Raw genomic sequence first — 19,334 nt, 5'->3', positions numbered from 1 at the left:
GGGCGGCGTCAGCGATCCGCGTCCTGGGGGTCGGTCTGCTCGTCGGAGCCGAGGTCGTCCAGGTCCTCGTCGTCCGACTCGTCGTCGAAGACCGCGCTGACGTCGAAGCGGCAGACGACGCGCTGCGGGTCGATCGACTCGAAGGGTGCCTCCAGCCATTCCCCAGGATCGGCCGGTTCGTCCGCGGCGGTCACCCAGAGCGTGGAGTCGCCCTCCTCCAGCCCGAATTCCTTGTGCCGGGAAGCGATCTCGTCCGGCTCGAACTCGCCGAACAGGACCCCGAGCGCTCCGTGAACGGTGCCGGCCGCCGCGTCGAAGCCCTCGGTGGCGGTCGCGCCGTCCTCCTCCACGGCCTCCACTCGCTGAGCCTGCGCCAGCAGTCGCTGCGGCTCCACCACCGCGTAGTCCCGGCGGATCACCACGCTCAGCGCGTTCGGCTCCTCGGGTCCGGTGTACGGGGGCAGCGTGTCGTCACTGCCGGGGATCTCGAAGGGCGTGACCTCGTCATAGCGGTCGTAGAGGAGCTCGTCGTACTCCTCGGCCGCCGCGGCGAGCTCGTTGAACGCCTCGTATACGGCCGGGTCGTCATCGCCCGTCCTGCGCTCTACCGCGGCCAGGTGGCGGTCGAGAGCGGTCTTGACCGCCTCGGCGGCGGCGCGTACCTCGGCAGCGGTGGGCTGCACAGCATCAGACATAGTGCAGACGCTATCCGTACCTGGCCTCTGCCCGCACAATAGATGCGATGCCGGAATACGAATTTGTCGACGTGTACGTGCCTCGCGGGGTCTCCCGCAAGGAGACGACACGACTGCTGACGGACCATGCCGAGTACGGACACTGGGAGTTGGACCGCCTGAGCCTGCTGCGCGACGGGAGCCGCAGGGTGCGGTTGCGCCGGAGGATCATTCGACAGGTACGCGCCACGTGGTGACGGAAGCCCGCTGAACCGGAGCGGGCCCGCCGTCGCGGGGCCCGTTCCGTCGCGCACGCCACGGGGGAAGGTCGTGGCGCCTCGGTCACACCGGTGCCGCGCGATGATCACGCCTGCGCCGCACCGGATCACCCCCGCGCAGTACCGGTCGTGTCCGTGCTGTCACCCGCCCGTGTGATCTATCGCGCCGATGCCGGCATCGGTTCGGCCCGGCCCGACGGGGCCGGACCGGACCGGGTCAGGCCGGATCAGGCCGGGCCGGACCTGTGGTGTCAGGCCGCCGAACGCGACCGGCGGTAGAGCACGGCGCCGGCCAGGAGCGCGGCGGCTCCCGCCGGTACGACCGCGCCGAGCGGCAGCTCGCTGCCCGTGTGGGCGAGCTCGGCCGCGCCGCCCGGAGTGGTCCGCGCGACGGACCGCGAGCCCAGCTGCTCGACCTGCGAGGCGGCGCCGCGGTGCTTGCCGCCGCCCGAGCCCGACGTGCCACCCTGGCCGGGGTGCCCGGGCGTACCCGGGTTACCGGCCTGGCCCGGGTGACCGGGGGTTCCGGGGTGGCCGGGCTGACCCGGGTGGCCGGGGGTTCCGGGCTGACCCGGGTGACCGGGGTGACCGGGCTGACCCGGGTGGCCCGGAGTCCCGGGATGACCAGAGTGACCCGGCTGACCGGGGTGGCCCGGCTGACCGGGGTGGCCCGGCTGACCGGGGTGGCCGGGGTGACCCGGGTGGCTGCCGGGCGGGGTGGTGGAGTGACCGCCGCCGGACGCGCCGTTCGCGCAGCTGTCGCCCGCTGCCGCGTTGCCGATCCCCACGACGTTCACGCTGTTGCCGCAGACATTGACCGGGGCGTCGACCGGCACCTGTACGTGGTTGCCGGAACCCACACCCGGCGAGTGAGCGGCGTGACCGCCGGCCCGGGAACCGCCGCCCTGACGGGAGCCCGTGCTGCCGTGGCCGCCGGGCTTGCCGCCTCGGCCGCCGTGGTTGACACAGGTGTTGCCCATGGCGGGGTTGAGCACCCCGACCACGCTCACGGTGTTGCCGCAGGCGTTGACCGGCGCGTGCACCGGCGCCTGCACCGTGTTGCCCGACAGCACGCCGGGCGAGTCCGACGCGGAGCCGATCGCACCCGAGTCGGCGTGCGCGGAGACGCCGGTGACCGCGAGCACACCACTGGCCGCGGCCACGGTCATCAGGCCTTTGCGGGTGACCTGTCGCATAGCTGTATCCCTGCCTTAGTCCTTGGGACGTGGACCATCCGGAACACGCACCCGCCCGGCGGACGGGTACGCGGAAAGCCGGTCGGCCCCGGAGCGCATGGCGCGCACTCCGGGGCCGACGAGTTCAGACCCTCACGAAGTGACCCTCATGAGGTGGCCCATGGGGGTGCTCCCCTCATGGGACGAGGCACAACGTCACTTGTTGAGGCAGGCGTTGCCGAAGGCGGGGTTGAGCAGCCCGATCACGGAGACCGTGTTGCCGCAAACGTTCACCGGGATGTGAACAGGCACCTGGATGACGTTGCCGGACGCGACGCCCGGAGAGTGCACAGCGGCACCCTGAGCACCCGAGTCGGCGACGGCCAGGCCCGCACCCGCGAGAACCAGACCACCAGTGGCAGCCGCAGCAGCGACGACCTTCTTGATCATTATTCCTCCTTGTTGGCAAATGCGATCCCCAAGCAGCGGATCGCAACACCTGTAACGAGGAGGGAGTAGTAGGGCTATGGGCTTATGGTCGCATTCACCCGTCCCGGGCGATCTCCGCACGCGCGGGCGAATCTCGGCGTCAACCGCCCGCAACTCCCCGGTCCGGCGCCAGGAAGAACCGTCGGCGACGCGTCACGACGCGTCGATGAAACGGTCGAGTACGCGCACGCCGAACTGGAGCGCGTCGACCGGCACCCGCTCGTCGACACCGTGGAACATGCCCGCGAAGTCCAGCTCCGGCGGCAGCTTCAGCGGGGCGAACCCGAAGCAGCGGATGCCGAGGTCGGCGAAGGACTTGGCGTCGGTGCCGGCCGAGAGCATGTACGGAACGGCGCGCGCGATCGGGTCCTCGGCGGAGAGCGCGGTCTGCATGGCGTCGACGAGGGCGCCGTCGAAGCCGGTCTCCAGGGCCTTGTCCGCGTGCACGTCCTCGCGCTTCACCCGGGGACCGAGAATGCGGTCGAGGTCGGCGAGGAACTCCTCCTCGTAGCCCGGCAGGTAGCGGCCGTCGACGTGGGCCGTGGCCTGCCCCGGAATCACGTTGACCTTGTAACCGGCGCCCAGCTGGGTCGGGTTGGCGGTGTTCTGCAGCGAGGCGCCGATGAGCTTGGCGATGCCGCCGAGCCTGGCGAGCGTCTCGTCCATGTTCTCCGGGTCGAGTTCGGTGCCGAGGGCGTCGCCGAGCTCGTCGAGGAAGTGCCGCAGGGTCTTCGTCACGCGCACCGGGAACTTGTGCCGGCCGAGCCGCCCGACGGCCTCGGACAGCTCGGTGATCGCGTTGTCCTTGTGGATCATCGAACCGTGTCCGGCGGTGCCGTCCACGGTCAGCTTCATCCAGTGCATGCCCTTCTGCGCGGTCTCGACGAGGTACAGCCGCAGCTTCTCGTTGACCGTGAAGGAGAACCCGCCGACCTCGCCGATCGCCTCCGTGACGCCCTCGAAGAGGTCCGGGTGCTTGTCGACCAGGTGCCGGGCGCCCCACGTACCGCCCGCCTCCTCGTCGGCGAGGAAGGCGAGGACGATGTCGCGCGGGGGCTTGCGGCCGGTGCGCATCCGCTCCCGTACGACCGCCAGCGTCATGGCGTCCATGTCCTTCATGTCGACCGCGCCGCGGCCCCACACCATCCCGTCGGCGATCTCGCCGGAGAAGGGGTGATGGGTCCAGTCCATCGCGTTGGCCGGTACGACGTCGGTGTGGCCGTGAATGAGCAGCGCGGGCCGCGAGGGGTCCTCGCCCTCGATGCGGGCCACCGTGGAGGCGCGCCCCTTGTGCGACTCGAAGATGCGTGGCTCGAGTCCGACCTCGGCGAGCTTCTCGGCGACGTACTCCGCGGCCTTGCGCTCGCCCGGGCCCGAGTGGTCCCCGTAGTTGCTGGTGTCGATCCGGATCAGCTCACGACAGAGGTCCACAACCTCGTCCTCGCCCGTGACGCTCCTGGTCGTGCCGCTCTCGCTCACGCTGCTTCCTCCCACTGTCGCCGCTGGTGGTCCCCCTCATCCTCCCTCCGACCCCCTCTCCTCCCCAAGGCAGGACCCGGCCCGTCACACGCCGTTCACGCGGCGACGGGGGGTGATCGGGAGCCCTCGAAAGCCTGGTAATGTTTCCTCTGTCGCCGCGAGGGAAACCCGCGCGACAGACACCTTGTCCGGGTGGCGGAATGGCAGACGCGCTAGCTTGAGGTGCTAGTGCCCTTTATCGGGCGTGGGGGTTCAAGTCCCCCCTCGGACACCAGCTGAGACCCCACTTCGTGTGGGGTCTTCCGCGTTTCCGGGCCGCTTTCCGGGGCGCTTTCCGGGCCGCGGGCGACCGGCCACGCGATGCCCCCTGCATCGCCCAGGGGCCCGCATCGATCCCACCCTCCCCATTCGGCGATCCCCGCTCCCCGCTCCTCGAGGCCGATCCGGAAACCCTTCGAAACTTTCGAAGAATTGAGCTTCCATTTGATCTTGAGCGGCACCTAGTCGACGATCCGTCTCGCCCGAAGAGGCCATGGACGGGACCTGTAACAGGCAAAACCTCAGCCGCAGGGTCACCCACCTGGACGAATGTTTCGGCAGCACAGTCGAAAGTATTGACAGTTGACAGGGCCAGATCAACACTGTTCGCGATTCACAGAGCTCAAGCCCGGCCGGGTCGCGCGATGCCGATGCGCGGTCAGCTCACGCCCGTTCCGCGACCTCGCGAAGTCCCTCCAGAACCGTGTCACGCCGCCCGGCCCCCACCGGTCCACGAGAACGAGGAGGAAACACGCAGATGATCGACGCACCCGCACACCCGTCGAGCCGCAGCAGCGGTCGCTTCGGGGCGCTCAGCCACTTCCGGCTGCTCATCAGTGGTGTCTGCACCATGCTGCTGGTCGCCCTGGCCGCGCTGACCCTGCCCGGCACCGCCCATGCCGACACGGTCGTCACCTCGAACCAGACCGGTACCGACAACGGCTACTACTACTCGTTCTGGACCGACTCACCGGGCACGGTCTCGATGAACCTGGGCTCCACCGGCAACTACAGCACCTCATGGAGCAACACCGGGAACTTCGTCGCCGGCAAGGGCTGGAGCAACGGCGGACGCAGGAGTGTGACCTACTCGGGCACCTTCAACCCGTCCGGCAACGCCTACCTGGCTCTCTACGGATGGACGTCGAACCCGCTCGTGGAGTACTACATCGTCGACAACTGGGGCACCTACCGGCCCACCGGAACGTTCAAGGGCACGGTCACCAGCGACGGCGGTACGTACGACATCTACAAGACGACGCGGACCAACGCCCCCTCGGTCGAGGGCACGCGCACCTTCGACCAGTACTGGAGCGTCCGGCAGTCGAAGAGGACGGGTGGAACCATCACCACCGGCAACCACTTCGACGCCTGGGCCCGCGCCGGTATGCCCCTGGGCAGCTTCAACTACTACATGATCCTCGCCACCGAGGGATACCAGAGCAGCGGGAACTCCAACATCACGGTGGGTGACACCGGTTCGGGCGGTGGCGGTGGTGGTGGTGGTGGCGGATGCAGCGCGGCCCTGTCCGCGGGCCAGCAGTGGAGCGACCGCTACAACCTCAACGTCGCCGTCACCGGCTCCAGCAACTGGACCGTCACGATGAACATCCCGTCCCCCGCGAAGGTCCTCTCCACCTGGAACATCAGCGCCTCCTACCCCAGCGCCCAAGTGCTGACCGCCAAACCCAACGGCAGCGGCAACAACTTCGGGGTCACCATCCAGACCAACGGCAACTGGACCTGGCCGACCGTCTCCTGCAGCACGAACTGACCCCCGCACCCTGAAGCCGGAGGACCCCTTCGCATGAGAACCAGACCGGTTCGATCCTTACGCTCCCTGATCACGGGACTGGCCGTCGTGGCGACGGCCGCCGCGAGCACCCTCGCCTTCGACGCCCGTCCGGCGCAGGCCGCGACCTGCAACGGGTATGTCGGGCTCACCTTCGACGACGGCCCGTCCAGCACCACGGCGAATCTGCTCACCGCGCTCAAGCAGAACGGGCTGCGGGCCACGATGTTCAACCAGGGCCAGTACGCCGCCGGGAACCCGGCCCAGGTGCGGGCCCAGGTCGACGCAGGCATGTGGGTGGGCAACCACAGCTACACCCACCCGCATCTGACCCAGCAGAGCCAGGCCCAGATCGACTCGGAGATCTCCCGGACCCAGCAGGCCATCGCCGGCGCGGGCGGCGGCACGCCGAAACTGTTCCGCCCGCCGTACGGCGAGACCAACGCGACGGTGAGGTCGGTCGAGGCCAAGTACGGCCTGACCGAGATCATCTGGGACGTCGACTCGCAGGACTGGAACGGCGCGAGCACGGACGCGATCGTGCAGGCCGCCGGCCGGCTCACCAACGGCCAGGTCATCCTCATGCACGACTGGCCGGCCAACACCCTCGCCGCGATCCCGCGCATCGCGCAGGGACTGGCCGCCCGCAACCTGTGTGCCGGGATGATCTCTCCGCAGACCGGCCGCGCCGTGGCCCCCGACGGTGGCGGCGGTGGCGGTGGCGCATGCACCGCCACGCTGTCCGCCGGCCAGCAGTGGAGCGACCGCTACAACCTCAACGTCGCCGTCACCGGCTCCAGCAACTGGACCGTCACGATGAACATCCCGTCCCCCGCGAAGGTCCTCTCCACCTGGAACATCAGCGCCTCCTACCCCAGCGCCCAAGTGCTGACCGCCAAACCCAACGGCAGCGGCAACAACTTCGGGGTCACCATCCAGACCAACGGCAACTGGACCTGGCCGACCGTCTCCTGCAGCACGAACTGACCCCGGCGGGAACACGTCGAAGAACGGCGCGTCCGTGGTGCTCCACCTGGAACGGCGAGGGCCGCGGCCATGAGGTCGCGGCCCTCGCTCGTTGTGATCGGCAGGTTACGGACAGATGTGGGGCAGATCTCGTCACGCTGACATACCCCCAGGTCGGAGCACCGGACTCCATGATTCCGGCGCCCGCCGAGCGGGCCTCGCATCGCTGATTACCAGGTCCGAGGCTAGCGTCGTACTAAAATTCCAGGCTTGTTTGGAGCTGGACCGGAATATCCCCAGGCGTACCTGCGGGCCCACCGGCTCCCCGGACGTTCCGGGAACAACACGTGAGGACCCGATGGCAGCCCTCCAGCAAGGCCCCGCACTCGCGTTGTCCGACGACGAGGTGCGTGCGGAGTTCGGTGACCAGGCTCGCTTCTCCGCCTCCTCGGCCGCCTCGCCGCGCACGCTCGTCGACATCCTCGACGCCTCCGTTCGGGCGTACCCCGACGAGCCCGCTCTCGACGACGGCCGGCGTGCCCTCACCTACCGCGCCCTGGCCGCCGAGGTCGAGGCCATGCGGTGGCGGCTCGCGGAGGCCGGGGTCGGTCTCGGAGACCGCGTCGGCGTGCGGGTCCCGTCCGGCACGAACGAGCTGTACGTGGCGATCCTCGGGGTCCTCGCGGCCGGTGCCGCCTATGTTCCGGTGGACGCCGAGGACCCCGACGAGCGGGCCGAGCTGGTCTTCGGCGAGGCCGGGGTGCGCGCGGTCGTCGGCGCCGGGCACGAGCTGACCGTCGACGGCCGCTCCGAGGTTCCCGCGGGGCGGCCCGGCGTCGAGCACGACGCGTGGATCATCTTCACCTCCGGTTCCACCGGCAAGCCCAAGGGCGTGGCCGTGAGCCACCGCAGCGCCGCCGCCTTCGTCGACGCGGAGGCCGGGCTCTTCCTGACCGAGGAGCCGATCGGCCCCAGCGACCGGGTCATGGCGGGCCTCTCCGTCGCCTTCGACGCCTCCTGCGAGGAGATGTGGCTGGCCTGGCGGTACGGCGCCTGCCTGGTGCCCGTGCCGCGCTCCCAGGTGCGCAGCGGCGCCGACCTCGGGCCCTGGCTGGTCGAGCAGGAGATCACCGTCGTCTCCACCGTGCCCACCCTCGCCGCCCTGTGGGAGCCCGAGACCCTCAACGAGGTCCGGCTGCTGATCTTCGGCGGCGAGGCCTGCCCGCCCGAGCTGACGCAGCGGCTGGTGACCGAGGGGCGGGAGGTCTGGAACACGTACGGGCCGACCGAGGCGACCGTCGTGACCTGTGCCGCGCTGCTGACCGGGGACGAGCCCATCCGGATCGGGCTGCCGCTCAACGGCTGGGAGCTGGCCGTCGTCGACGAGGCCGGCGAGCCGGTGCCGATGGGCGGCAGCGGCCAGCTGGTGATCGGCGGGGTCGGACTCGCCCGCTACCTCGACGCCGAGAAGGACGCCGAGAAGTACGCGCCGCTCGAGTCGCTGGGCTGGGAGCGGGCGTACCGCAGCGGTGACCTGGTCAAGGCCGAACCCGTGGGGCTGATCTTCCTCGGGCGGGCCGACGAGCAGATCAAGCTCGGCGGACGCCGGATCGAGCTGGGTGAGGTGGACGCTGCGCTCCAGGCGCTGCCCGGGGTCGCGGGCGCCGCCGCCGCCGTGCGGACCGCGCGCGGCGGCAACCAGCTCCTCGTCGGCTATGTCGTCACCCAGGACGGCTGGGACCAGGCGGCCGCCGTCGAGAAGCTGCGCGCCGAACTGCCCGCCGCTCTGGTGCCGCTGATCGCCCCGGTGGAGGACCTGCCGACCCGGACGTCCGGCAAGGTCGACCGGAACGCGCTTCCCTGGCCGCTGGAGGGCCTGGAGGCGGGTGGCGCCAAGGAGCAGCTCTACGGCACCGAGGCCTGGCTCGCCGAGCAGTGGAGCGAGGTCCTCGGCATCCCCGTCGGCGGCTCCACCGACGACTTCTTCGCGATCGGCGGCAGCAGTCTCGCCGCCGCCCAGCTCACCACGAGACTGCGCGCCCGCTATCCGAGCGCCGCCGTGCTCGACATCTATCAGCAGCCCGTGCTGCGCAAGCTGGCCCGGCACCTGGAGAAGTCCCGCCAGGACGACGGCGCCGAGCGGATCATCGCGCCCGTCCCGCTGCGCGCCAAGCTGGTCCAGCTGCTCGTGCTGGTCCCGCTGTTCAGCCTGCTCGGGCTGCGCTGGACCGTGGCGCTGGCCGCGCTCGGCAACGTACTGCACTGGTTCGGTCCGTATCCGTGGGCACCTAGCACCTCGTGGTGGCTGGTGGGCGCCGGTGCGCTCGTCCTCTTCAGCCCGCCGGGACGGCTCGCCGTCGCCGCGGGCGGTGCGCGGCTGCTGCTGCGCGGGGTGAAGCCCGGCCGGTATCCGCGTGGTGGGAGCGTCCATCTGCGGCTCTGGACGGCCGAGCGGCTCGCCGGGTTCAGCGGCGCGACGTCGCTGACCGGGTCCTGGCTGGAGCGGTACGCCCGTGCCCTGGGCGCCAGGGTCGGCCAGGACGTGGATCTGCACTCGCTGCCGCCGGTGACCGGCATGCTCAAGCTGGGCCGGGGTGCCGCCGTCGAGTCCGAGGTGGACCTGTCGGGGTACTGGCTGGACGGTGACCGGCTGGAGATCGGCGCCGTGAAGGTGGGCGCCGGTGCCGTGGTCGGGACGCGCAGCATCCTCTTCCCGGGCGCCCGGGTCGGCAAGCGTGCCGAGGTGGCGCCGGGTTCCGCCGTGGCGGGGCAGGTTCCGACCGGGCAGCGCTGGGCCGGCGCGCCCGCCGTCAAGCTCGGCAAGGCCAAGCGCGTATGGCCCAAGGACAGGCCGCAGCGTGGCACGTACTGGCGGGCGATGTACGGCGCGACCGGGTTCGCGCTGAGCGCGCTGCCCGTGCTGGCCTCCGTCGCCGCGCTGCTCGTGACGCGGGTGTTCGTGAGCGCGGACGCGGGCCTCGGTGAGGCGCTGCGCGGTGCCGCGCTCGGCCTGGTGCCGGCGACGCTCGCCTTCGGTCTCGCGTACGCGGTGCTGCTCCTGGTCTCCGTACGGCTGCTGAGCCTCGGGCTGCGGGAGGGCACGCATCCGACCCACAGCCGGATCGGCTGGCAGGCGTGGACGGTCACCCAGCTGATGGACCGCTCCCGGGAGGTGCTGTTCCCGCTGTACGCCGGGCTGATCACGCCGGTGTGGCTGCGGCTGCTGGGGATGCGGATCGGCCGGGGCGCGGAGGTGTCGACCGTGCTCGCGCTGCCGAGTCTGACGACGGTCGGCGAGGGCGCGTTCCTCGCCGACGACACGCTGACCGCGCCGTACGAGCTCGGGGGCGGCTGGATGCGCATCGGGCGGGCCGAGATCGGCCGCCGGGCGTTCCTCGGCAACTCCGGGATGACCGCTCCGGGCCGCAGTGTGCCGGACGGCGGTCTGGTCGGGGTGCTGTCGGCGACGCCGAAGAAGGCGAAGAAGGGCACCTCGTATCTGGGGCTGCCGCCGATGAAACTGCCGCGTGCGGCGCAGGGCGGCGATCAGAGCCGTACCTACGACCCGCCGGCCCGGCTGCTGTGGGCCCGCGGTCTGGTGGAGGTGTGCCGGCTCGTGCCGGTGTTCTGTTCGGCGGCGCTGGCCGTGCTGACGATCGCGGCGCTGTGTGCGCTGGGCCCGTGGGCGTGGGTGTTCTCGGGGGCCGTGCTGCTCGCGGTGGGCGTGCTCGGGTGCCTGGTGTCCATCGTGGCGAAGTGGCTGCTGGTCGGCCGGCACCGCGCCGGTGAGCATCCGCTGTGGAGCGGTTTCGTGTGGCGCAACGAGCTGGCCGACACGTTCGTGGAGGTCGTGGCCGTGCCGTGGCTGGCGGGATCCGTGCCCGGTACGCCGCTGATGACCGCGTGGCTGCGCGGGCTGGGCGCCCGGATCGGCAGGGGCGCGTGGGTCGAGAGTTACTGGCTGCCCGAGACGGACCTGGTGACGCTCGGGGACGCGGCGACGGTCAATCGGGGCTGTGTCCTGCAGACCCACCTCTTCCACGACCGGATCTTGCGGACGGATACTGTGGTCCTCCGTGAGGGCGCCACCCTGGGCCCGGGCGGAATCGTCCTGCCCGGCAGCACCGTAGGGGCCCGTTCCACCCTGGGTCCCGCGTCGCTCGTGATGGCGGCGGAGTCCGTTCCCGACGACACCCGCTGGCTGGGCAATCCGATCGAGGCCTGGCGTTCATAGAAGACGTGACCCGGTCGGATACGAAGGGCGGTACAGCGGTACGTCGAGCACAGGGCAGGGAGCAGTCGCAGCAGTGAGCGTTCAGCAGACAGCGGGACCGGACCCCTATTTCCCGGCCAACGGCGATGCCCGTTACCGGGCGCACCGGTACGAGCTCGCGCTGGACTACCGCCCCGGCCCGAACCGGCTCTCCGGCACCGCGCGGATCAACGCCATAGCGGGCCGCTCCGCGCTGACCGAGTTCCAGCTGAACCTGGCCGACTTCCGGATCGGCCGGATCCGTGTCGACGGCAAGGCGCCGCACTACACGCACCGGGGCGGCAGGCTGCGGGTCCGTCCGCCGAAGCCGGTCCGGGCCGGTGCCGCGTTCACCGTCGAGGTGCACTGGTCGGGCAACCCCAAGCCGGTCAACAGCCCCTGGGGCGGACTCGGCTGGGAGGAGCTGGAGGACGGGGCGCTGGTGGCGAGCCAGCCGATCGGATCGCCGTCCTGGTACCCGTGCAACGACCGGCCGGCCGACAAGGCCTCCTACCAGATCTCGATCACCACGCCGTCCTCGTACGCGGTGGTGGCGGGCGGGCGCCTGCTGACGCGGACGACGAAGGCGTCGACGACCACCTGGGTGTACGAGCAGTCGGCGCCGACCTCCAGCTATCTGGTGGGCATGTCGATCGGCAAGTACCAGACGGTGCTGCTCGGCGACCCGGGCCTCGGGGGCGTACCCCAGTCCGGGCATCTGCCCGCGCAACTGCTCCCGGAGTTCTCCCGGGACTTCGCGCGGCAGCCCGCGATGATGGAGCTGTTCGAGAGGCTCTTCGGGCCGTATCCGTTCGGCGAGTACGCGGTGGTGGTGACCGAGGAGGAGCTCGACGTCCCGGTCGAGGCGCAGGGTCTTTCGCTGTTCGGCGCCAACCATGTCGACGGGGCGCGGGGGTCGGAGCGGCTGATCGCGCACGAGCTGGCGCACCAGTGGTTCGGCAACAGCGTGTCGATCGCGGACTGGCGGCACATCTGGCTGAACGAGGGGCTCGCCAAGTACGCCGAGTGGCTGTGGTCGGAGCGCTCGGGCGGACGTCCGGCGCGTCAGCTGGCCGCCGCGGCGCACCGGAAGCTGTCCGCGCTGCCGCAGGACCTGCTGCTGTCCGACCCGGGACGCAAGCTGATGTTCGACGACCGGCTCTACGAGCGCGGCGGGCTCACGGTGCACGCGATCCGCTGTGCGATGGGCGACGAGGCGTTCTTCCGCATGCTGCGCGGCTGGGCGACCCTGCACCGGGGCGGCGCGGTCACCACGTCCGCCTTCACCTCGCACGTCTCGCGCTACGCCGCCGAGCCCCTGGACGACCTCTTCGCGGAGTGGCTGTACGAGACGGCGCTGCCTCCGCTGCCCGCGCCCGCGCCGGAGATGCCGGCACGGCCCGCCTATCCGCCCACGAACGCCGACTCGGCGCGGGTCCGGGGAGAATGACGCGATGACCAGCCGTTCCTGTCCTTGCGGGCTCTCCGAGCCGTACGCGCGCTGCTGCGGGCGCTTCCATCGCGGCGAGGCCGCGGCGCCGAATGCCGAGGCGCTCATGCGGTCGCGCTACTGCGCCTTCGTGAAGGAGGACGAGGGGTATCTGCTGCGGACCTGGCATCCGCGGACGCGGCCGGCCCGGGTGGAGTTCGACGCGGGGATGCGGTGGACCGGCCTGGAGATCCTGGACACGGGTCAGGGCTCGGCGTTCCACACCGCGGGGACCGTGACCTTCCGGGCTTCCTACCGGGGCGGCTCGCTGCACGAGCGGAGCCGGTTCGAGCGGGTGGACGGGGCCTGGGTGTACGTGGACGGGGAGTTCCTCGACTGACCGCCGGGGCGGACCGGCGGGGTGCGCGGACCGCGGAGTGTGCGGACCGTCTGAGTGCGCGGACCGTCTGAGTGCGCGGACCGTCAGGGTGCGCGGACCGTCAGGGTGCCAGGATGTCCAGTTCCTGGAGCGCGCCGACCGTGATCTCGCGCGTGAGCTGCTCGGCGCGGCGCGCGTCGCCCTCGCGGACGGCCTCGGCGACCTGGACGTGCAGGGTGACGGCCGCGGGGTCGGGGTCCTCGAACATGACCTCGTGATGGGTCCGGCCGGACAGCACCTCCGCGACGACGTCACCGAGGCGGGCGAACATCTCGTTGCCCGACGCGTTGAGGATCACCCGGTGGAAGGCGACGTCGTGGACGAGGTATCCCTCCAGCTGCTGCCCGCGTGAGGTGGCGACCATGCCGAGCGCGCACTCGGTGAGCTCCGCGCACTGCTCCGCGGTGGCGTGCCGTGCGGCCAGTCCCGCGGCGACGGGTTCGATCGCCGAGCGCAACACGGTGAGCGAACGGAGCTGGTGGGGGCGGTCGGCGCCGGCCAGCCGCCAGCGGATGACCTGAGGGTCGTAGACGTTCCACTCGGACTTGGGGCGCACCGTCACGCCGACGCGGCGGCGGGACTCGACCAGGTACATCGATTCGAGCACCCGGACGGCCTCGCGCATCACGGAGCGGGACACCTCGAAGCGCTGGGCGAGTTCGTCGGTGCGCAGCACGCTTCCCGGTGGGTAGTCGCCCGCTGTGATGGCCGGCCCGAGGGATTCCAGTACGTGTCCGTGCAGTCCCCGGCCCCGTGTGGTCATGGGGCCAGCGTACGAGGATGACGCCGAGAACAAAAAGTCAGACTTATATGTCACACACTCTTGAATTCGTCGTACCTAATACGTTTCAGTGGCGTCGACATCAGATGTCGACGAAGACAGCGAGAGCGCGATGCAGCACAGTCCCACCTCCCATGTCGTCGTGGTCATGGGCGTCGCAGGCACCGGAAAGACCACCATCGGTCCGTTGCTGGCGGCCCGGCTCGGCGTTCCGTACGCCGAGGGCGACGACTTCCACCCGCAGGCCAACATCGCCAAGATGACGGCCGGGACGCCGCTGACCGACGAGGACCGCCTGCCCTGGCTGGACTCCATCGGGCGGTGGGCGCACGACCGGGCGGGGCTCGGGGGTGTGGTCAGCAGCTCGGCGCTGAAGCGCAGTTACCGGGACCGGTTGCGGGCCGCGGCACCCGGGGTCGTCTTCGTCCACCTCACCGGTGACCGCGAACTCATCGAGAACCGGATGTCGCACCGCAAGGGGCACTTCATGCCCACCGCGCTCCTCGACTCGCAGTTCGCCACGCTCCAGCCGCTGGCGGCGGACGAGGCGGGGGTCTGTGTGGACGTGTCCGGCGGCCCCGACGAGATCACCGAACGGGCCGTGGCCGCGCTCGACGGTCTCGCCCCGCCCCGACCGTAGCGCCGTGCCCTCGCGGTAACGCCGTCCCCCGGCGCGAGCGCCCGCGCTTCACCGTGCCGACCCGTCACGCCCCGTCCCGCGAAGCGACGGTGTCGTCTCTCCCCCTGTCTTCTCCACCCCGTTCTCCACCCCCGGCTTCTTCACCCCTGCCTTCCGTCCGGAAGGCGCTTCTTCGCGTACCACCTTCCCCGCGTCCGTTTCTCAAGCAAGGGAACCACCGTGACCAGACTCAGTGTCGAGATGCTGGCAGCGGACACCGTCGAACCGATCACCTCGGCGGGCCACGCTCAACTGGGCATAGCCGTGCTGGCGGGCATCGCCGTCATCGTCCTGCTCATCACCAAGTTCAAGCTGCACGCCTTCCTGGCCCTGACCATCGGCTCCCTGGCCCTCGGCGCGTTCGCCGGTGCCCCGCTCGACAAGGTCATCGTCAGCTTCACCACCGGACTCGGCTCGACCGTGGCCGGCGTGGGCGTCCTGATCGCCCTCGGCGCGATCCTCGGCAAGCTGCTCGCCGACTCGGGCGGCGCCGACCAGATCGTCGACACCATCCTCGCGAAGGCCGGCGGGCGCGCCATGCCGTGGGCGATGGTGCTGATCGCCTCGGTGATCGGTCTGCCGCTGTTCTTCGAGGTCGGCATCGTGCTGCTGATCCCGGTGGTCCTGATGGTCGCCAAGCGCGGCAACTACTCGCTGATGCGCATCGGCATCCCGGCGCTCGCGGGCCTGTCGGTGATGCACGGTCTGATTCCGCCGCACCCCGGCCCGCTGGTCGCGATCGACGCGGTGCACGCGAACCTCGGCATCACCCTCGCCCTCGGTGTCCTGATCGCCATCCCGACGGTGATCGTCGCGGGTCCGGTGTTCTCGCGGTACGCGGCCCGCTGGGTGGACGTCCAGGCCCCCGACCGCATGATCCCGCAGCGTGCCTCGGAGGACCTGGAGAAGCGCCCCAGCTTCGGCGCGACCCTCGCCACCATGCTGCTGCCGGTGGTGCTGATGCTGGCCAAGGCGCTGGTGGACATCGTCGTCGACGACCCGACGGACATGACGCAGCGCGTCTTCGACGTCGTCGGAGCGCCGCTGATCGCCCTGCTCGCGGCCGTGATCGTGGGCATGTTCACCCTGGGCCGGGCGGCCGGCTTCACCAAGGAGCGCATCTCGACGACGGTCGAGAAGTCCCTCGCCCCCATCGCGGGCATCCTGCTGATCGTCGGTGCGGGCGGCGGTTTCAAGCAGACCCTGATCGACTCCGGCGTGGGCCGGATGATCCTCGAGATCTCCGAGGACTGGTCGATCCCCGCGCTGCTGCTGGCCTGGCTGATCGCGGTGGCGATCCGTCTCGCGACCGGTTCGGCGACCGTCGCCACCATCTCGGCGGCCGGTCTCGTCGCGCCCCTCGCGGCCGACATGTCGACCACCCACACCTCCCTGCTCGTCCTCGCGATCGGCGCGGGCTCGCTCTTCTTCAGCCATGTCAACGACGCCGGCTTCTGGCTGGTGAAGGAGTACTTCGGTCTGAGCGTCGGTCAGACCGTCAAGACCTGGTCCGTCATGGAGACCATCATCTCGGTGGTGGCCGGAGGACTGGTGCTGCTGCTGTCCCTGGTCATCTAGGGACAGCCGGGCCGCGAACCGGCCCGCCCGACGGCCGAGTCCGGCCGTCGGGCGGGCCGTTCGTCATCGGAGCATCGTCATCGGAGCAGCAGCTCACGGCCGCCACAGCGGATGTTCCCGGTCGGCCCACTGCCGGCTCACCGATCCCGTACGCAGCCCCCGCCGCGCCTCCGGGTCGCCCAGCGCCATCCCGATGTGGCCCGCGAGGACGATCCCGATGGTGAGGGCCAGCCAGTCGTGGACGAAGGTCGCCGAGGTCCGCCACATCAGCGGGGTGAGGTGGGTGAACCACATCAGCAGGCCCGTGCCCACCATCACCAGCGTGGCCCCGGCGATCCAGGCGGCGTAGATCTTCTGTCCGGCGTTGAACTTCCCGGCGGGGCGGGACTCCCGGTCCTTGTCGCGGCGCAGCGCCGCCCGCAGCCACACCCGGTCGTGCGGGCCGAAGCGGTTCAGGAAGCCCAGGTCGCGGCGGAACGCGCGGGAGGCCAGGCCCGCCAGGACCGGCACCGGAAGCAGGAGACCGGCCCATTCGTGGACGCGGACGACGAGTTCGCGGCGGCCGACCAGTTCGGCGAACTGGGGGATGTAGAGGCAGGCCGCGGTGGCCACGCACACACCCATCAGCAGGGCCGTGACCCGGTGCACCCAGCGCTCGGCCCGGCTGAAGCGCCGTACGTGGGAGGGGTGCGCGGACACGGCCGGGGTGTCGTCAACTCGTGGGTTCATCGTCGCGTCCGTTCGAACGGCCGACCCAGGCGTCGACGTCGTACCCCCGGTTCTCCCAGTAACCGGGACGGACGTCCTCGGTGACGGTGATGCCGGAGAGCCACTTGGCGGATTTGTAGAAGTACATGGGGGCCACGTAGAGGCGGACGGGACCGCCGTGGTTGTGGCCGAGCGACTTGTCCTGCATGCGCAGGGCCACCAGGACGTCAGCGCGGCGGGCCTGCCTCAGGGTGAGGCTCTCCGTGTACGTCCCGTCGAAGCAGGTGAAGCGGATCGCCCCGGCCGAGTGGTGCACTCCGGCGGCGTCGAGGAGATGGGACAGGCGTACGCCCTCGAAGGGGGTGCCGGGCACCCGCCAGCCGGTGACGCACTGGACGTCGTGCACCAGCCGGGTCTGGGGCAGGGCCCGCAGGTCGGCGAGGGTGTAGCTGGTGGGGTGGTCGACCAGGCCGTCGACGGTGAGGCGGTAGTTCGTCTCGTTCTTGTGCGGTACGGAGGAGGCCACCGAGTAGTAGCGGAAGCCGCCGCCGTTGGGCAGCAGCCCCGTCAGACCGGTGGGGTCCTTCTCGGAGGCGCCGGCGAGGAAGGATTCCATCCCGCGCTGGAGCGTGGGAGCGGTCAGGACGCCGAGGGCGCCGAGTCCGAGCGTGCCGAGCAGCACCCGCCGGCCGATCGGCCTGCCGCGCTCGCCGGGCTCCTCGGATTCTTCGGCTGCCCGCGGCTCGGGCCGCTCCGGCTCCCTCGCCTCGGGCCGCTCCGGCTCCCGCGGCTCCCGCGGCTCCGGTTTCCGCGATCGCGGTCGCTCCGGGTCCGGTTCCCCGGGCCGTTCAGTGTTCACCCACTGATTCGAGCACCCGCGACCCCCAAAAATCCAGCGGTGGCGGGTGCCCGTCAGCGTTCCGTCATCTCTTCTCACGTCCTGTCCGGGTTCAAGGGCCCCGGAGAGGACGGGAGGGCCTCGTCAGGAGGCGGAGTCGGCCGCCTTGTCCAACTGGAACGCCTCGTTGCCGAGGCCGATCCGGGCGTGCGCCTCGGGCTTGCGGGAGCGCAGCACCAGTCCCTGGACCAGTCCGACGACCAGGGCGACCCCGATGACGGCGGGCAGCAGCAGGTTCAGGACGGAGTCCGGACCCGCGCCGACGAGCACGTCGAAGTCCTTGACCGTGTAGACCGCGATGACGAGCAGCGCGATGCCCGCGATCACGGAGGTGACCAGACGCCAGGCCTGGGCGCGGGCCGCGCCGCGGCGGACGAAGAACACGACGACCGAGAGCGAGGCGGACGCCATCAGGAGGGTGACGCCGAGCGCTCCGACGTTGCCGCCCCAGGTGAACAGATGGAGCACGGGCGTGGTCGGGTCGCCGGTCGGCTTGTCGTCGGCCAGGGCGAAGCCGCCGACCACGATCAGGGAGACGACGGTGTGCAGGAGCGAGCCCGTGCCGGGAGCGCCGCTGGCGCCGGAGGTGCGGCCGAAGGCACTGGGCAGCAGACCCTCGCGGCCCATGGCGAAGGCGTACCGCGCCACGACGTTGTGGAAGCTGAGCAGCGCCGCGAACATGCCGGTCACGAACAGCACGTGCAGGACGTCCGTGAAGGTGGAGCCGAGCCGTGACTCGGTGAGGAAGAAGAGCAGCCCGGCGCTCTGCTTCTGGGCGGTCCCGACGATCGCGGAGGGTCCGGTGGCGACGGTGAGCGCCCAGGAGCTGATCGCGAAGAAGACGGCGACGAAGCCGATGGCGAGGAACATGACGCGCGGCACGAGGATGTGCGGGCGGCTGGTCTCCTCGGCGTACACCGGGGCCTGTTCGAAGCCGGTGAAGGCGGCGATGCAGAAGCACAGCGCGGTGCCGACGCCCGCTCCGGTGAGTGTGTCCGGGTTGAAGGCGTGCAGCGACAGTCCCTCACCCGCCGGGTCACCGACGGCCGCGACGTCGAAGACCACGACGAGCGTGACCTCGATGACGAGCAGCACGCCGAGCACCCACGCGTTGACGTCGATCTTCAGCCAGGCCAGCGCGCCGACGACGAGTACGGCGGCCAGCGCCGGTATCCACCAGGCGACCTGGGTGTCGAGGTAGGTGGCGAACAGGCCGGAGACCTCGAAGCCGAAGAGTCCGTAGATGCCGACCTGGAGCGCGCTGTAGGCGACGAGGGCGACCGCGGCGGCGCCCGCTCCCGGGGTGCCGCCGAGCCCGCGCGAGATGTAGGCGTAGAAGGCGCCCGCGTTGTGGACGTGCCGGCTCATCTCGGCGTACCCGACGCTGAAGAGCACGAGGACGATGCCGAGGATGACGAAGAGCAGCGGCTGCCCGACGATACCCATCACCGCGAATGTTGCGGGCATGACACCCGCGACCACCATGAGCGGGGCGGTCGCCGCGAGGACGGACAGCAGCAGGCCTCCCGTGCCCAGCCGGCCGGCGCGCAGGGCGCGGTCCTGTCCCTTGAACGTGCTGATGCCGCCGTCGTCGGCGGCCGGTCTGCCCGTGTTCGACGTACTCGATGTGCTCGAACTGCCCGTCGTCATCGCGGGGTCGTCCTTTCGGGTGTCAGGT

General features: G+C 70.7%; 16 protein-coding genes and 1 tRNA gene. 9 read left to right on the top strand and 8 right to left on the bottom strand.

Annotated features, from left to right (window positions below; all coding sequences use genetic code 11):
• Positions 1 to 8: 8 nt before the first annotated feature.
• Positions 9 to 695: a hypothetical protein gene (locus OOK38_RS25310; protein WP_266756886.1), complete on the bottom strand. Its 687-nt coding sequence runs from the start codon at positions 693 to 695 to the stop codon at positions 9 to 11.
• Positions 696 to 742: 47 nt separating this feature from the next.
• On the opposite strand from OOK38_RS25310, the gene OOK38_RS25305 reads away from it, so the two are divergent.
• Positions 743 to 931 (top strand): DUF5703 family protein, encoded by a 189-nt coding sequence (locus tag OOK38_RS25305; protein ID WP_081223519.1) that lies wholly within the window; start codon positions 743 to 745, stop codon positions 929 to 931.
• Positions 932 to 1,203: 272 nt separating this feature from the next.
• Here OOK38_RS25305 and OOK38_RS25300 read toward each other — a convergent pair whose 3' ends face one another.
• The 3 genes from OOK38_RS25300 to OOK38_RS25290 all read right to left on the bottom strand — a co-directional run bounded on the left by OOK38_RS25300 (position 1,204) and on the right by OOK38_RS25290 (position 4,095).
• Complete coding sequence (locus OOK38_RS25300) at positions 1,204 to 2,148, bottom strand: chaplin family protein (RefSeq protein WP_266756888.1); 945 nt, start codon at positions 2,146 to 2,148, stop codon at positions 1,204 to 1,206.
• 195 nt (positions 2,149 to 2,343) lie between these two features.
• Positions 2,344 to 2,577 (bottom strand): chaplin ChpH, encoded by a 234-nt coding sequence (gene chpH, locus OOK38_RS25295; protein ID WP_266756890.1) that lies wholly within the window; start codon positions 2,575 to 2,577, stop codon positions 2,344 to 2,346.
• Positions 2,578 to 2,769: 192 nt separating this feature from the next.
• Positions 2,770 to 4,095 carry a M20/M25/M40 family metallo-hydrolase gene (locus tag OOK38_RS25290; protein WP_266756892.1) on the bottom strand — a complete coding sequence of 442 codons (1,326 nt, stop codon included), beginning with the start codon at positions 4,093 to 4,095 and terminating at the stop codon, positions 2,770 to 2,772.
• Positions 4,096 to 4,281: 186 nt separating this feature from the next.
• Here OOK38_RS25290 and OOK38_RS25285 point away from each other — a divergent pair.
• The 6 genes from OOK38_RS25285 to OOK38_RS25260 all read left to right on the top strand — a co-directional run bounded on the left by OOK38_RS25285 (position 4,282) and on the right by OOK38_RS25260 (position 12,973).
• Positions 4,282 to 4,369 (top strand) — tRNA-Leu (locus tag OOK38_RS25285).
• Positions 4,370 to 4,984: 615 nt separating this feature from the next.
• Entirely contained in the window at positions 4,985 to 5,908 is a 924-nt protein-coding gene (locus OOK38_RS25280) for a glycoside hydrolase family 11 protein (protein ID WP_266765605.1), read from the top strand.
• A 33-nt stretch (positions 5,909 to 5,941) separates the two neighbouring features.
• Positions 5,942 to 6,913 carry a polysaccharide deacetylase family protein gene (locus OOK38_RS25275; RefSeq protein ID WP_266756894.1) on the top strand — a complete coding sequence of 324 codons (972 nt, stop codon included), beginning with the start codon at positions 5,942 to 5,944 and terminating at the stop codon, positions 6,911 to 6,913.
• Positions 6,914 to 7,250: 337 nt separating this feature from the next.
• Positions 7,251 to 11,126, top strand: coding sequence for a Pls/PosA family non-ribosomal peptide synthetase (locus tag OOK38_RS25270; RefSeq protein ID WP_266848844.1), 3,876 nt, complete (start codon positions 7,251 to 7,253; stop codon positions 11,124 to 11,126).
• Between the two features lie 73 nt (positions 11,127 to 11,199).
• Positions 11,200 to 12,594, top strand: coding sequence for a M1 family metallopeptidase (locus tag OOK38_RS25265; protein ID WP_266756898.1), 1,395 nt, complete (start codon positions 11,200 to 11,202; stop codon positions 12,592 to 12,594).
• Between the two features lie 4 nt (positions 12,595 to 12,598).
• Entirely contained in the window at positions 12,599 to 12,973 is a 375-nt protein-coding gene (locus tag OOK38_RS25260; RefSeq protein ID WP_266756900.1) for a YchJ family protein, read from the top strand.
• 100 nt (positions 12,974 to 13,073) lie between these two features.
• On the opposite strand, the gene OOK38_RS25255 is transcribed toward OOK38_RS25260, so the two are convergent.
• Entirely contained in the window at positions 13,074 to 13,775 is a 702-nt protein-coding gene (locus OOK38_RS25255; RefSeq protein ID WP_266756902.1) for a FadR/GntR family transcriptional regulator, read from the bottom strand.
• 130 nt (positions 13,776 to 13,905) lie between these two features.
• Here OOK38_RS25255 and OOK38_RS25250 point away from each other — a divergent pair, with 130 nt between their 5' ends.
• Both OOK38_RS25250 and OOK38_RS25245 read left to right on the top strand, forming a co-directional pair.
• Positions 13,906 to 14,433, top strand: coding sequence for a gluconokinase (locus OOK38_RS25250; RefSeq protein WP_266756904.1), 528 nt, complete (start codon positions 13,906 to 13,908; stop codon positions 14,431 to 14,433).
• A gap of 219 nt (positions 14,434 to 14,652) precedes the next feature.
• A complete protein-coding gene (locus tag OOK38_RS25245; protein ID WP_266756906.1) occupies positions 14,653 to 16,050 on the top strand; it encodes a gluconate:H+ symporter in 1,398 nt (465 codons plus the stop codon).
• Positions 16,051 to 16,143: 93 nt separating this feature from the next.
• Here the strand turns inward: OOK38_RS25245 and OOK38_RS25240 are convergent, their stop codons facing one another.
• The 3 genes from OOK38_RS25240 to OOK38_RS25230 form a co-directional block, all read right to left on the bottom strand.
• Positions 16,144 to 16,779, bottom strand: a complete 636-nt coding sequence (locus tag OOK38_RS25240; RefSeq protein WP_266756908.1) for a cytochrome b/b6 domain-containing protein — start codon at positions 16,777 to 16,779, stop codon at positions 16,144 to 16,146.
• Positions 16,763 to 17,452 (bottom strand): molybdopterin-dependent oxidoreductase, encoded by a 690-nt coding sequence (locus OOK38_RS25235; RefSeq protein WP_266765606.1) that lies wholly within the window; start codon positions 17,450 to 17,452, stop codon positions 16,763 to 16,765. Before OOK38_RS25235 ends, OOK38_RS25240 begins: the two co-directional genes overlap by 17 nt.
• Positions 17,453 to 17,740: 288 nt before the next feature.
• On the bottom strand, positions 17,741 to 19,306 hold the full coding sequence (locus OOK38_RS25230) for an APC family permease (RefSeq protein ID WP_266756910.1): 1,566 nt from the start codon (positions 19,304 to 19,306) through the stop codon (positions 17,741 to 17,743).
• Positions 19,307 to 19,334 lie beyond the last annotated feature (28 nt).

Source organism: Streptomyces sp. NBC_00568 (assembly GCF_026341855.1).
Classification (GTDB): Bacteria; Actinomycetota; Actinomycetes; order Streptomycetales; family Streptomycetaceae; genus Streptomyces.
Note: the sequence above shows the minus strand (reverse complement) of the source record. Positions and strands in the feature narration are given on the sequence as shown.

What these genes read in the sequence shown, in the direction of transcription:
- OOK38_RS25310 (WP_266756886.1), bottom strand. Translation starts at nt 695, where the DNA reads ATGTCTGATGCTGTGCAGCCCACCGCTGCCGAGGTACGCGCCGCCGCC.
- OOK38_RS25305 (WP_081223519.1), top strand. Translation starts at nt 743, where the DNA reads ATGCCGGAATACGAATTTGTCGACGTGTACGTGCCTCGCGGGGTCTCC.
- OOK38_RS25300 (WP_266756888.1), bottom strand. Translation starts at nt 2,148, where the DNA reads ATGCGACAGGTCACCCGCAAAGGCCTGATGACCGTGGCCGCGGCCAGT.
- chpH (WP_266756890.1), bottom strand. Translation starts at nt 2,577, where the DNA reads ATGATCAAGAAGGTCGTCGCTGCTGCGGCTGCCACTGGTGGTCTGGTT.
- OOK38_RS25280 (WP_266765605.1), top strand. Translation starts at nt 4,985, where the DNA reads ATGCTGCTGGTCGCCCTGGCCGCGCTGACCCTGCCCGGCACCGCCCAT.
- OOK38_RS25275 (WP_266756894.1), top strand. Translation starts at nt 5,942, where the DNA reads ATGAGAACCAGACCGGTTCGATCCTTACGCTCCCTGATCACGGGACTG.
- OOK38_RS25270 (WP_266848844.1), top strand. Translation starts at nt 7,251, where the DNA reads ATGGCAGCCCTCCAGCAAGGCCCCGCACTCGCGTTGTCCGACGACGAG.
- OOK38_RS25260 (WP_266756900.1), top strand. Translation starts at nt 12,599, where the DNA reads ATGACCAGCCGTTCCTGTCCTTGCGGGCTCTCCGAGCCGTACGCGCGC.
- OOK38_RS25255 (WP_266756902.1), bottom strand. Translation starts at nt 13,775, where the DNA reads ATGACCACACGGGGCCGGGGACTGCACGGACACGTACTGGAATCCCTC.
- OOK38_RS25250 (WP_266756904.1), top strand. Translation starts at nt 13,906, where the DNA reads ATGCAGCACAGTCCCACCTCCCATGTCGTCGTGGTCATGGGCGTCGCA.
- OOK38_RS25240 (WP_266756908.1), bottom strand. Translation starts at nt 16,779, where the DNA reads ATGAACCCACGAGTTGACGACACCCCGGCCGTGTCCGCGCACCCCTCC.
- OOK38_RS25230 (WP_266756910.1), bottom strand. Translation starts at nt 19,306, where the DNA reads ATGACGACGGGCAGTTCGAGCACATCGAGTACGTCGAACACGGGCAGA.